At 48.1% G+C, this 13,397-nt stretch carries 15 protein-coding genes; 5 read left to right on the forward strand and 10 right to left on the reverse strand.

Annotated features, from left to right (window positions below; translation table 11 throughout):
- Window positions 1-189: 189 nt before the first annotated feature.
- From FUA23_RS22345 to FUA23_RS22380, 9 genes are all read right to left on the reverse strand, one after another.
- The gene (locus FUA23_RS22345; RefSeq protein ID WP_187271044.1) at window positions 190-333 is read right to left on the reverse strand and encodes a hypothetical protein; all 144 of its coding nucleotides are present in this window, start codon (window positions 331-333) and stop codon (window positions 190-192) included.
- Window positions 334-384: 51 nt separating this feature from the next.
- Window positions 385-528, reverse strand: a complete 144-nt coding sequence (locus tag FUA23_RS22350; RefSeq protein WP_187271046.1) for a hypothetical protein — start codon at window positions 526-528, stop codon at window positions 385-387.
- A gap of 45 nt (window positions 529-573) precedes the next feature.
- A complete protein-coding gene (locus FUA23_RS22355; RefSeq protein ID WP_187271048.1) occupies window positions 574-723 on the reverse strand; it encodes a hypothetical protein in 150 nt (49 codons plus the stop codon).
- An 863-nt stretch (window positions 724-1,586) separates the two neighbouring features.
- A complete protein-coding gene (locus FUA23_RS14370) occupies window positions 1,587-2,363 on the reverse strand; it encodes a hypothetical protein (RefSeq protein ID WP_147931448.1) in 777 nt (258 codons plus the stop codon).
- A gap of 95 nt (window positions 2,364-2,458) precedes the next feature.
- Window positions 2,459-2,596: a hypothetical protein gene (locus tag FUA23_RS22360; RefSeq protein ID WP_187271050.1), complete on the reverse strand. Its 138-nt coding sequence runs from the start codon at window positions 2,594-2,596 to the stop codon at window positions 2,459-2,461.
- A gap of 68 nt (window positions 2,597-2,664) precedes the next feature.
- Window positions 2,665-2,808 (reverse strand): hypothetical protein, encoded by a 144-nt coding sequence (locus tag FUA23_RS22365; RefSeq protein WP_187271044.1) that lies wholly within the window; start codon window positions 2,806-2,808, stop codon window positions 2,665-2,667.
- A gap of 44 nt (window positions 2,809-2,852) precedes the next feature.
- Window positions 2,853-3,002 (reverse strand): hypothetical protein, encoded by a 150-nt coding sequence (locus tag FUA23_RS22370; RefSeq protein ID WP_187271052.1) that lies wholly within the window; start codon window positions 3,000-3,002, stop codon window positions 2,853-2,855.
- Between the two features lie 45 nt (window positions 3,003-3,047).
- The gene (locus FUA23_RS22375) at window positions 3,048-3,200 is read right to left on the reverse strand and encodes a hypothetical protein (RefSeq protein WP_187271053.1); all 153 of its coding nucleotides are present in this window, start codon (window positions 3,198-3,200) and stop codon (window positions 3,048-3,050) included.
- 250 nt (window positions 3,201-3,450) lie between these two features.
- Window positions 3,451-3,615 (reverse strand): hypothetical protein, encoded by a 165-nt coding sequence (locus FUA23_RS22380; RefSeq protein ID WP_187271055.1) that lies wholly within the window; start codon window positions 3,613-3,615, stop codon window positions 3,451-3,453.
- 939 nt (window positions 3,616-4,554) lie between these two features.
- On the opposite strand from FUA23_RS22380, the gene FUA23_RS14375 reads away from it, so the two are divergent.
- From FUA23_RS14375 to FUA23_RS14390, 4 genes are all read left to right on the forward strand, one after another.
- Complete coding sequence (locus FUA23_RS14375; RefSeq protein WP_147931449.1) at window positions 4,555-6,069, forward strand: hypothetical protein; 1,515 nt, start codon at window positions 4,555-4,557, stop codon at window positions 6,067-6,069.
- A gap of 199 nt (window positions 6,070-6,268) precedes the next feature.
- The gene (locus FUA23_RS14380; protein ID WP_147931450.1) at window positions 6,269-7,780 is read left to right on the forward strand and encodes a hypothetical protein; all 1,512 of its coding nucleotides are present in this window, start codon (window positions 6,269-6,271) and stop codon (window positions 7,778-7,780) included.
- A 1,213-nt stretch (window positions 7,781-8,993) separates the two neighbouring features.
- Entirely contained in the window at window positions 8,994-9,596 is a 603-nt protein-coding gene (locus tag FUA23_RS14385; RefSeq protein ID WP_147931451.1) for a DNA-3-methyladenine glycosylase, read from the forward strand.
- 138 nt (window positions 9,597-9,734) lie between these two features.
- Window positions 9,735-11,105: a type IX secretion system plug protein gene (locus FUA23_RS14390; RefSeq protein WP_147931452.1), complete on the forward strand. Its 1,371-nt coding sequence runs from the start codon at window positions 9,735-9,737 to the stop codon at window positions 11,103-11,105.
- Here the strand turns inward: FUA23_RS14390 and FUA23_RS14395 are convergent.
- Window positions 11,102-11,656, reverse strand: a complete 555-nt coding sequence (locus FUA23_RS14395) for an NADAR family protein (protein ID WP_147931453.1) — start codon at window positions 11,654-11,656, stop codon at window positions 11,102-11,104. The genes FUA23_RS14390 and FUA23_RS14395 overlap by 4 nt on opposite strands.
- A 258-nt stretch (window positions 11,657-11,914) precedes the next feature.
- Between FUA23_RS14395 and FUA23_RS14400 the strand changes: the two genes are divergently transcribed.
- Entirely contained in the window at window positions 11,915-13,372 is a 1,458-nt protein-coding gene (locus FUA23_RS14400; protein ID WP_147931454.1) for a TolC family protein, read from the forward strand.
- The last annotated feature ends 25 nt before the right edge of the window (window positions 13,373-13,397 follow it).

Raw genomic sequence — 13,397 nt, forward strand, 5'->3', positions numbered from 1 at the left:
AACTACAGCGGTCACAGCGGTCGCTGCGAACATCGCCAGCGGCAGCAATCTGTACGGTTTCCAGGCGGTCTTCGAGTTCGATGACGTCGAGGCCTTTCTTGAGGTTGTTAGAATCAGACATGGTAAATGAATTATTGAGTGAAAAAATAAATGATTGAATACTTCAGAGCCGAAGGAGGCTCAGGCGGTTTACTCGGGGCAGCCGCAGTCGTCGTTTCTCCGGTCACAGCGAACGCTGATCGGTAGATCGGCTGCCATCTGAACGGTTTCTAACCGGTCTTCAAGCTCGATGACTTCGAGGCCTCGTTTTAGGTTTGATGTTTGATCTTTCATTGGTACTTAGTTTTATGAATTAAAAAAATGGTTTCGATTTCTTGTTCTTCTTTACTCAGGGCAGCCACAGTCATCGTTACGGCGATCACAACGGGCACTGATGGGAAGGTCCACGGCTATCTGAACAGTCTCCAGACGGTCTTCAAGCTCAATGACCTTCAACCCTTTGTCCAGGTTATTTTTGTCGATTAGCATTGCTATCAATTTAAATGGGTGAATAATTTACGGCTCCGAAATTGTTTATTCCGGGCTAACCGTTTCCTCAGGGCAACCTTCGCGGTCGCAACGACGGGTGAAAGCGGCGTCGGCAGCGGCAAGCTGGACCATTTCCAGGCGGTCTTCGAGTTCGATGATGGAAAGGCCTTTCTTAAGGTTGTTAGAATCAGACATGGTAAATAATTTATTGAGTGAAAAAAATTAGGTGAGGTGTATCAGAAGTTGCAAAAGATTGAAGCCAAGACAAGCTTACATTGAATATGCGACAGATGGGTCTCAGGCTGTTTCGCTCCAGCAGGCAGTTAGCGATCAACTCCCTGACCTGTGCTTGGATAAGATGCTTGTTGTTCATCACGAACTGACGATTACAGTCTTTACAGCGGTAATTCTATTTCCCATGGTGCGTAGAGCCATTCTTGACTACTTTTAGTGAATGGCAGCCGGGACAGATGGTATACATCAGCCAAAGAATTTGGACGCTTTAAAGCTAATGATTCTGGACTATCTGCCGTTTTAACGCTCCATCCTTACTTCTGATACACCGCCAGTTTTTCAAGCACCAGCATGATTTAGGAGGAAAGCACTTAAAAAGAAAGAGGGTAATTTCCTTGGCTAGCCGTCCGAAACTTTTCCAAAAAAAAGTTTCTTTATTTTTTTAAGATCGGTAAACGGCATCTCATAAAAATAGACCCGAACAGGCCATCCTAGGTATTTGATTCTAGCGATAGTAACAAGAGGGATGTATAAAAAGGCAGTTAAGCTATAGATTAGCATGTTGATGCTAGAAGATGTTTCTAGATAAAATACACATAGCAAATTAACTGCAAGAGCAACTAAAAGTGCGAAAGAAAAAAGAAATCTATTCATGATCAATTGTTATTTGTGACTATTTAATTGTCCTACTGCTATAAGCAGTATTGATTAATTGTGCAAAAATGATCGCATTTGTATAAGTTGTCAGACTCACCATTAAACAAGAGTGGCAAAGTAGTTAGCTGGACACAACCACTTTACCACGCTTTATGAGGTTAAAAGCATTAGAAATTCATTCCTGGCAATCGTGTAGCACCATGATCGCAGCAGGTATAATCGAGAGTTACAACAGCATAGGCTGCGCAACCTACTGCAATTGTTGCCGCACAAGGCTTACCAAAAGCTGCACATGTTAGTCCTCCAACAGCCCCCGCTACAGAACCTCCACCGAAAAAAGAGCCTAAAACGCTACCTACGCATTTACCCCACTTACCAAACAGTTTGCTTGACACATATGCACTAGAAACAGAAATTACAGTAGTAGAGTTATCAAGTTCATTGTATAAAGTGTGAGCAATATTATCCCCATAGATGGAGATGTAATCTACGTTTAATGTAGTTATTGAGCTTTTTCTAGCAGTTGTTTTGACGAAAAATCCATCTTGAAGAAGCAAGTCTGAGTTAGCATTAAATCTAGCCTCTAACGAGTACACTAACTTATAGTCATCGCCATTAGCATTGGTTGCAGGAAAGACAACTAATTGTTCATTAGAAGACGAGTAGTTAATGAAGTAAGCTGCTTGTAGGTTATAAGTCAAGCCTAGTACAATAGTTGTTGAGTATAGAGTGTCATAATCAGCAGATGACACAGAAGCTAAAGTATGTAGGATATAGTTTGCAGTGTCTTCTGCTATTGGAACAACTTGAGCTAGATTTGTTCCTGATTTGTTGGGTGTGATTTCTTCAACTGAAGGCGTATTGAGAATAGTCTCATTTTTATTGGTGCAGCTAGTGAAGATGAGTGAAGAAATGACAAAAAGGGAGAAGAATAATATTTTCATTGTGAATGATTAAGTACTTATGCCTACTCTTTTTTTAAAATCCGATTTTCAGCAAGACTCGGTATAAAAATTAGATGATTGATTAGATATGGTCCTTACGCAGGATTGTCACAGCTACAGCGGTCACAGCGGTCGCTGCGAACATCGCCAGCGGCAGCAATCTGTACGGTTTCCAGGCGGTCTTCGAGTTCGATGACGTCGAGGCCTTTCTTGAGGTTGTTAGAATCAGACATGGTAAATGAATTATTGAGTGAAAAAATAAATGATTGAATACTTCAGAGCCGAAGGAGGCTCAGGCGGTTTACTCGGGGCAGCCGCAGTCGTCGTTTCTCCGGTCACAGCGAACGCTGATCGGTAGATCGGCTGCCATCTGAACGGTTTCTAACCGGTCTTCAAGCTCGATGACTTCGAGGCCTCGTTTTAGGTTTGATGTTTGATCTTTCATTGGTACTTAATTTTATGAATTAAAAAAATGGATTTTGGATCTTGTTACTTCACATCAGGGCAGCCACAATCATCGTTACGGCGATCACAACGGGCACTGATGGGAAGGTCTGCAGCTAGCTGTACAGTCTCCAGACGGTCTTCAAGCTCAATGACCTTCAACCCTTTGTCCAGGTTATTTTTGTCGATTAGCATTGCTATTAATTTAAATGGGTGAATAATTCACGGCTCCGAAATTGTTTATTCCGGGCTAACCGTTTCCTCAGGGCAACCTTCGCGGTCGCAACGACGGGTGAAAGCGGCGTCGGCAGCGGCAAGCTGGACCATTTCCAGGCGGTCTTCGAGTTCGATGATGGAAAGGCCTTTCTTGAGGTCATTAGTGGAATTAATCATGGTAATAATCTTTAAATGGTGAAAAAATTGATGAATTAGTTGGATAATGCCCCGGAGTATCAGCCCTGTCTTCAGCGGATAGAAGATGATAGTATGGGGGGCAATGGTATTTTTGGAGTTCGCCGGAGTCCGGCGGTAAAGTTCTCATGATGCAGTTGTTTGAGTGATTTCGTGGATATTCAGCCCCTTGGTCATCACCTGTATTATGAGCTCTTCTGGCGTACTGGTGTTTGGCGGAGAAGGAAGATGGTTAGTACCACGGGGTATTGTCATCGTCTGGTTCTTCGGGGTCGTCGTTGCGGTCGCAGCGGCGGCTGCCCTGAGCGGAAAGGGCTGATAGTTGCACCATTTCCAGGCGGTCTTCCAGTTCGAGAATTTCCAGACCGGAACGGAGATTGAGGAAAGATTTTTTCATGGCTGATATGGGTTATGCTATGAGGGTTCGTTGCAGGACTCCCGATCACAGCGCCGCGTAGGGGCTTCTGCAAGGGCGGAAAGTTGAACCATCTCCAGACGGTCTTCCAGTTCGAGAATCATTAATCCTTTTTTAAGTCGGTCCAGATTCATGATGAATTATAGTTTGTGGAATTGCTTCCGGTTTTGGTTGAGGGCTTTAAGTTGTTTCCCTTTGACATCAGCAAATATGGGGGCAAGCGTAAACCAGATACGAGACACAGCAGCAAAAAAAATCTCCGCATAAAATCCGACAAAAACGAAGCTACCAACCACACAAGTGATTGAAAATCAACAACCTATTAAAAAATAACGCACCCCATCATTGCATCAAAACATTTCCCGGCACCTGCGTTTGCGCCTCTAAAAAGTCAGCTTATCGAGCAAACAACCAGCTTTTTCTCTCTGAAATAAAATTGCGTCCCCGTAGGGCCCATTACGGTGTGGACGATAAAGGGCCGTGTTATGAGGTATATGGTTTTCCCTGCCCTCACAGGAGAGACACGATAGCCGCCAGAATTATTACAATCGCGTATTTCGGATTGTACACTATTGGTTGGATAAGGGTCGTGAGGTGTATAACTGAAGGCTGTAAGTGGGCGGAGTCTTTGCGGACTGGCTGGGGTAGCAAATCATTTCGGGGGGTGTACACAAAAAAACAGTATCGATCGTCTTTCTGGCTCACTTTTCATACATTGCGTGAATACTACTTCATGAAACTGTTTTCAGAAACCAAACCGATTTAAACTTTCCTGACCTGACCGATTTCCGGGCCACTTTTTTATTTACCAGGTGCGGGAGCCGGAGTGTAGTCATCGCTACACGATAATTGTGCAACGACGCCTGACGAATGGGGTCGTGAACAGATCGGTTAAACCGGCTCATTAACAAACCAATACAGATGGAATTGTTACGGGAAATCTCTTCTTACGTTAATTGGGAGCAAGTTCTGGCCAATATGGATGGGACACAAACGCCTAAAAAAGCAAAAAGAATTCAACAATTTTTCCTGCGCCTGCAGGAAGCACCCGCAACCGGTAAACTGGAGATGGCACGCCTTCTTTACGGTCGCACCCGAACGGCATCTCACCCTCCTTTTCTGGCACTGCTCGATGAGCTGAACCTGGCCACACTCAAAGCTTACCTGACTCCAAATGGTCGTTATACTTCCTCTCCTTCCCGCAAGGATATGATTCAGCGATGTGAACGCACCAACGCTCTGCTCTTCATGTCGGCAGAACGAAGCAAAGAGGCACGGACTAAATTTTTGCACCTTCTGGTAAAGCATGCCGCACAGTGCCACCACGTATCCCTGGAACTTGAATGCCTCCAGCTACTACAGGCTATTTACGGTTACCGGGCTTACGACGAAGTAAAACTACTGGAAACGGAGGCGGAAATCCGGCGGTGCATTACGGTGAACCGCATTACCGCACGCTGTAAGATGGCCGCCCTGGACCAACGCATGGCCAGCGCTGAAGGCCTCCCCTACCCCGCCGGAATTCCCCTTGCCGAAATAGAAGAGGCTGTAAGCGTTCACAAATTCTACGACATTCAGTATGCCGGGGGTGAAGTTCTGACTCAGATAGCAATTGACCAACAAGACTGGCCCGGCGCACTCCTACACTCCGGCCGTGCGCTGAGCTTTTTCCGGGAATACTTCCCAAAAGAGAAGCAACCATTCATACATTTCCTTTACGCCCAGGTGATGATTTACGCCGCTATGGAGGACTTCACAAAAGGATGGGCTTGCTGGAAAAAACTGTATCAGTTCTTCAGTAAGGAAAAAAGCAGAAGCCAGGTTGGTAAAGTGATCGAAATGGGAACCATCCTCTTACTTCGCTGCGGCGAAACAAAAACAACCACTGAACTGATGCAATGTATTGCGGACGCAGGAGGAGTAACCACCATTGGCAAGGGAGAGCGCGGCCGGTGGCTGACTTATCTACGTACCCTTGCTTTCCTGAATTCCGGACAACCCGCCGTACTGGAATTGATCGCCCAGCAAGAGCGAAAACTACGGAGGGGAGGAAAAAATATCTCCCTGCTTGCCGGTGACGAACTCAACCTCGGAATAATAGAGTGTCTAGATCTGCTGAAAAGTAAATCTTACCGTAAAGCAGCTGGTGTAGTGGCCGGATTGAAGAATAAGCTTCCCGGACGCCTTTCTTCCAGTGCTCCCGAATATCGTCTCCATCTTTTCCTCAAACTCCTGGTCGAGAGTGCCGCCGCAAACTTCCACCGGGCAGCAACGATAAGAAAGACTACGAAAACACTAAAGCGGCTAAAAGCCACCAAGCCCGGAATTGACGATAATGGAATTGATATCGAACTGATAACTTTTGAATTACTCTGGGAAATAATGATTCCTACATTATCCGAAAAAGCCCCACGCCGCCCTTACCTTTCTGCCTGAGATCCTTTAATGAATTACTTCCTGTCGGGAATTTATGGATTTGTGCTACGCAGTCAGTCCCCCAAAAGGCACCGCACGCTATTAGCCCGTCCAGGTCAACAGACCGCTTGTTATAGTTTTAGTTGTCTGACACCTTCAGCGTTGTTCTCTCTGTAATCTGGCAGGCCAATAATTCTTAGTCTCATAAACCTTACTCCCAATGGATTACTTACTCGAACTAAAATCAGGTTACGACAGAGTCGCTCACCTGCTTGACATTCCGGATAATACTTCGGGTAAGGAGAGTTTACTCAACCAGTTCTTCCACCTCCTGATTCATGGGGTAGTGGGTACTGACGAAGAGGCTGCTGAAAAGTTGTACGGTGCGGGTAAAGACGGCAGCTTTCCTCCTTACCAGAAACTGAAAGCTAAACTTAAAATTCATCTTCCTTACCGCCTGTGCCAGCTCACTACTCCCGTTGAGAATGCCGGGCCTTCGACCGTATTTGTTGCTAAGATGTACCTGCTCTGGGGAAGGGAGTGCAAAGCCCGGCACAAAGTAATGGCCACGGAATGGCTGATGAAGGAGGCTTTCCGACTGGGAGAGTCCGTCGAGCAATTCCGGATCGCCAGAGAAGCGGCTGAAGAACTTTGTGAGCTGTACGCCGGCCCCTTGTACAACCCCGGTCTGTTTCAGCGCTTCCGCAAAGCAGTTGCCCACAACGCAGAACAGGAAGAGACCCTCGGGATCCTGCAAATGCACTATTACAAACTCCGGGGGATGGAGACCAGAAGGGATCGCCGGTTGCGGGAAGCAGGAAATTCATTTGAAGCCATGTTTAACGAAACCGTGGAACTAACCCGGAACAGGGAAGGCACAAAAGTCGTTAATTACGGTTATGGCATCCTGGTGTCAATTTCCATGCTCCGTCGTGATCCGGCCTTAGGCCGGAAGTTTGCCGAAGAGGCTCTGGTAAGAGCCAAAAATCAAACCTACAGAAGAGATTCCCTATTGAAGGTGAAAGCCACGAGTCTGATTGTGCAACTTTCAAAGTTGGGAGACCATCACGCATGCCTGCAGGTACTTGAAGAGTGGAAACATCTGAGCGTTCCCGGAACCCTTGGCAGGTATGTCTATATATTCTATCGAATAATCTCGCTGTTAAGTTTGGGTCGTTACCCTGAGTCAGTCGTTGAAAGCAGAGCGGTTAACATTGCAGAGGTAAAAAAAGGTTACTCCAAAGAAAACGCACTCAGCTACTACTTCATCTTCGCGTATCAGTTCATACTGGCAAAGGCAGGTCTGGTTCCTTCCGAAAACCTACCGTCTCAGGTGGCAAACTTCCGTCTGCATCGTTTTATGAACCAGGTACAAGTGTTTGAAAAAAACAAACAGGGGTACAACATTCATATTCGGATCATTGAACTCTTCCATCTCGTCATCCACCGAAACTACGATACGTTTATTGACCGGATGGAAAGTGTAGACAAATATGTACAGCGTTACCTTTCTGAACCGGAACACCGGCGGAATGGTCTTTTCCTACAGCTTCTTGCTTCTGCAGGCCGCTATAATTTCGACGCGGACGCATTAGAGCTCGGTGAAAAGAAACAAATTGCAGAATTCATGGCTCTCGAGAATACTGCCTTTTTGATTGATACCGCTAGTACCGAGTTCATCCCCTACGAAGCCCAATGGAAGATATTCCTTGACATTCTCAGGGCGGGCTAATAGGCTTAAGTCAGAGTGGCTCAAACCAGATTGTCGCGATTGCTTCTCCCCAGCGTAGCGAGGCTGAGAGGGGGTTGAGCGACAATCTGGTGTACGGCCGATTTAACGGTGGGTTTTGCAAGAACATATTCCCCTGTAAAACCTATTGCAAGCTCCACTCCTATTTCGCCATCAATAAAACAGATTATCCGATGGAGCTGATCATGTCGTAAATTTCCTGACCAAATTCAGCCATGATTTCATTGAGGGTGATGTATCCGTTTTGGAGGAGATCGTAAATATCTTCAGAAGTCATGATATCGATTATTTATGGGTGATTAGTAATTGATTCTGGTACAAATCTCTTACCAATCGCCCCCCCACAAGAAGACGGTCACGCAGTTTACCTCTCGGTATAGTTTTCCCAAAAAAGCAAAAACACGATCATGTAAAAGCCTGAAAAACAGCTACATACAAAAAAGTAAACTTGACTCTTTTTCAATTTTTAATACTTACGAACACATAAGATTCAATCATTAATACACTAAAATTGATGCAAAAAAGAATAATATTTCACAAACTCAGCACAACCCAGAACACATAAAAACCCGGACGTAATGACGATTTAATCCAATACATCCGCCCCGTATTTTCGTGCATGTTTCACCTCGATCTTTTCCGGCAAAATCTTTCTGACCAGGAAGTAATAAAAGCTACTTCGACAGGCTGGCTGCGAACGTAAACCTCAGCGACGACGGTCCGATTTAATCAGAAAAACTGTATGCGTCTCTTTCGGACAACAATTTTCTCGAAATAGAATTCATAATTAAGAAGGCATACTACTGAATATTCACTCACCGCTTTTTTGTAGAGATCAAAACGCAGAGTACAGAATGCAGTCTCTCTGGCTTTGGCCTTGGCACCGGCAGTAGAATCCTGCTTTTGAAGCCGTTAAAAAATGGAAACTGTCTGAGCGTTCTCATACTACTGAACATTTCGCTTGGCGGCTTCTTCGAGGTTTTGGTTCCCTCTCCGCTGAGCCTTAGGCAAGCACGAAGTACTGCAAAGCACATCACGCCCGTAAAAAAATCTCATTTGTGCCCTTTCGCCTGCATCGTTGTAAATACTCACCGACGCTATGGAGCTGCCTCCACTTGTCGCTTTGCATCCTAAAAAGCTGCCTTCGGCAAATCCTCACCTCCTGTTACCGAAGGAGTAAATATCTTACCGCTTTATGGACCTTACCTCACTTCTCGCTCAATCAGACCCCGTAGCCATCGCGCGCCAACTCATCGGGGTAGAACTCATATCTGAAGCCGATGGCCAGGAAACCTCCGTACTCCTTACCGAAGTGGAAGCTTACTACGCTCCGCACGACCTGGCCAGCCACGCCCGCAATAACACCCGCACCGCCCGGACGGAAGTGTTCTGGGCCGCACCCGGCAGCTGCTACATCTACACCATACACACCCACATGATGCTCAACGTAGTAACCGGTCCGGTCGGGACGCCCCACGCCATCCTTTTTCGTGCGGGCGCTCCCCACAGAGGCCTGGAAACCATCAAAGCCCGTAGAAAGATGACAAAACTTAAACGGCAATTAACGACCGGTCCCGGCGTTCTTGCTAAGGCTCTCGGGATTAAGGACAAAACCCTTTATGGCTCGGACCTCCTCGACCCCGAAAACCCATTGCGGCTGGAAGTAACCACCCCTCCCGTAACGAAAGATGGCATCGTAGCGACCAAACGCATTGGCCTCGGTGTTAAAGCGGGTGAATGGGCAGAGAAACCCTGGCGGTTTCACCTTAAGGGCAGTCCCTTCGTCACCCCCGGGTGAAGCCCCGCAAAATCAGGCACCGACGCTCACCAGTTGTGGCCCGTAACTCCCTTAACGTCTTAACGAAACGTCAAACCCTGACTTAAACTCGACCTTGACCCAAAACCAATGTTTACCTTTTTGTAGAAAACACTCAGGATGAATCTCACTTTTTCAAAGCTTACCCTGCACCTGCGCTCCGTCGCCATGCTCCTTCTTTTCGCTATTCCTGCCCTGACGCAGGCCCAGGACGAAGACCTCTTGTTTATCGACAATACATACGTCGACAACATCAAAACTGTCCGTTTTCACCTCGATGGAGTACTCCACAGCTACCCACTCATCGAGCTCAACGGCAGCGGAAAGCTCCGCTTATCCTTTGATGATTTCAACGATGAAGTTCGCCGCTACTCTTACAAATTCATCCACTGCGATCAGGACTGGCAACCCTCCAGCCTCAGCCCGCTGGAGTTCAATGCCGGCAATACCATCGGTTATTTCGACGATTACGATTTCAGCATCCGGACGCTGCGCGATTACATCCATTACGAACTCGTTTTCCCTAACCGTGACATGCAAATCAGCGCCAGCGGCAATTACCTTCTGGTAGTCTACGACGACGAAGACGAAACCATCCCCGTAATTACCCGTCGCTTCATGGTGCAGGAAAAACTGGCAGGCGTCACCGGACGGGTTATGCGTCCTTCCATCGTAGATCAGATCCATACGCATCAGGAAGTCGACCTCACCGTCGGGACCAAGCAAATGCAGGTCCGCAACCCGCTGCGTGAACTCCGCGCAACGGTTATTCAGAACAACCGGTGGGACAATGCCGTGACTGGCATCGTGCCCAGCCTGCTCCAAAACGACGCGGTACGTTTCGATTATCAGGGACAGGTGAGTTTCTTTGGTGGCAACGAATACCGCAATTTGGACATTCGCTCCGTCCGCGCCCCACGTACCGAAATGGTAAGCGTCACCAACGAAGAAGACGGCTACGCCATGATGATGCAAGCCGACCGCCCACGCGACAACGGCACATACCTCGGGTACATAGATTTTAACGGCGATTACATCAACGATCGCTTCGAAGAACTGACCCTCCAGCTTACTCAGGAAAGCCAAAGCGGCGAAACATTCGACCGCTTCGATTACAACTACAGCGGCGACTATGTGCGCATGACCTTCGTCCTCGCAACCAATACCAAACTCGACCGCGACATTTACCTCTTTGGTGGTTTTACAGAAAACCAGCTTAAACCTGAGTATAAAATGGTTTGGAACACCCAGATCAGTGCTTACGTCGGTCAGGCGGTTTTGAAACAGGGCTTTTACAACTACCACTACGTGGTGGAGCAAAATCCCCCTCCCGGCAGTACCAAAGCATCGGATCGGTTCACCTATGATTACATCGAAGGCAGTTTCGACGAAACGGAGAACGATTACCTGGCCCTGATCTACTGGCGCCCGATTGGCGGCAGGTACGACCGGCTGGTCGGTACCAGCCAAATGAACAGTAACGTGGATTAAACCTGGTGCATCAGTTCATCCCTTGCTTCCATCAGGCACCAACCCAACCAGTTGGTTCCTTTCCAATCGTGCGGTGTAACTCGTTCGGCTTCGTCCTTTGACATGCCAATTCCCCAATGCGGATCAAAAGGACTTGCCTCCACGAGAACTTCGTTTCCGGTTGTCTTCAGGTAAGCCAGTAATTCCGGGTTCTGACTGAATTTCAGGCAAGAGCCTTGCGCAACGATGGTCCGCATATGCTCCTTCCAGACATCGACTTCAAATCCTCTGACCTCCCGCCCAAGTTTCTTGGCAACGGCGGGGTTTTCGGTTCTTAGAATCCTCTCCAGCACTTCCGCATCCCCGAACAGCCTTGCTTTACCCGCCATCATCCAGTGTTCCGCCGTCGCGTAGCTGTGCCCCTCGTACGAGAAGCCGGCAGGGTACCACTGACTCAGGCACGATTTTGTTATCACGCCATCGGGCCGCACACGATGGCCCCAGAAATAGAGGTATTTCAGTTTCCGGTTTTGTGCCAGTCTCTCAAGGAGCCATTCATTGGAGTAAGTCATTTGCAGTGTTTTATCGGATTAGGAATGCCCTGAAGGATCGATAAAGTTCTCCGGATAACTTAGTTTCAAAGCAAACAGTTTTTTTCAGGCGCGAACGCAGGTGCATGGTCGGGTTAAAGGCGACCGTTAACACCGCAAAAAATCCTTAGGAGGCCTCTGGCAGAGTAAGTCGTCTAGAAAAACCATTCATTCATAGATAAAACTTCCCAGCCCCTGTCCAATTATTAGCTTTGCCAACCGTAGTCAAAAAGACCGCCCATGCGCCAAGTTTACTTCCTCCTAGTCTCTTTTTTATTCACCGGCAGCCTCTTCGCCCAGAGCGGAGACACCTGGACCCTGGAACGTGCCGTAGAGTACGCCCTTACCAACAATCTTCAGGTCCGGCAGCTCGACAACATAACTGAGATTGCCCGCCTCAATCAGCAGCAGGCCAAGAACAACCGATTACCCACCGCCAGCGGCTCAACCAACGTCGGGGTACAGTTGGGTAGGACAATTGATCCGACCACCAACGAATTCAACCAGCAAACCATCGGTTTCCAGGGCTATCAGGTACAGTTTGGAATAAGCCTTTACAACGGAGGGCTGATAAAGAACACCCTTCGTCAGTCGGAGGTGGATCTCGCCGCTGCCAGGCTCGACCAGAAGGTGACCGCCAACAACATCGGTTTACAGGTAGCCAACGGCTACCTCAACATTGTACTGCTAAAAGAACAGCTCAACAATACCCGGGCGCAGCTGCAGCTTACCAACGACCAGCTGAGCAATACCGACGTTTTGATCAAAGCCGGAGCACTTCCGGCAGCACAGCGCTTCGACCTGGTAGCACAGCGCGCCTCCAACCAGCGCGCCATCGTCGACCTCGAAAACCAGGTTGAATTGGCAGAATTGAGCCTTAAGATCCTCTTGGAGCTCGACCTCGACGCCGATTTTGAGATCGTCACGCCCGAACTCAACCCCTCCGAAACAGAGCTTTTCGCAACCTACGATGTGAACGAAGTCTACTCTTCCGCCCGCGGCATCCAACCTACCGTCGCTGCTGCTGAGCTCCGCAGAGAGTCCTCCGAAATGGGCATCGAAATTGCAAAAGCCGGAATGCGGCCCTCCATTAGTCTTTTCGGTAGTGTCAGTACCAATTTCTCTACTGCAGCTAAAGATTTTACGAACCCTATTGACGTCATTCCTCCTACTTTCGATTTCGGGCCGATGGTTCCCGTCCGCATCAACGGCGAAGACGCTACCATCTCAGAATTGGTTGCCACCGGTGGTTCTGCCGACTTCAAGACCCTAAATTACTTCGATCAGCTCGACCGGAACTTCGGTCAGTCAGCAGGGATGACCCTCAGCGTTCCGATTTACAGCCAGGGCCGCAATAAGATCAACGTTCAACGCGCCGAAGTTCAACGGGCCAACGCAGAGCTCGACATTGAGCAGGCCGACAACCAACTGCGCAACGACATCCAGCTTGCACTTTCCAACCTGCGTGGCGCACAGGAGACCTACCGCGCCGCTCAGGCAAGCGAAGAAGCGTCTAAAATGGCTTACGACAATGCGCAGCGCAGTTATAAGGCCGGCGCCGCCAATAGTCTTGAACTCGTTACTGCTTCTAATCGCTTCGAACAGGCACAAACCGAACTTACCCGAAGCAAATACCAGCTCATTTTCAACCGCCAGGTCATCCGTTTCTACCTCGGCCAGGGCTTCTCGCTCAACTAACCAATCAACTCCACCTCTCCGGAGA

The organism is Neolewinella aurantiaca, from assembly GCF_008014675.1.
GTDB classification, from domain to species: Bacteria; Bacteroidota; Bacteroidia; order Chitinophagales; family Saprospiraceae; genus Neolewinella; species Neolewinella aurantiaca.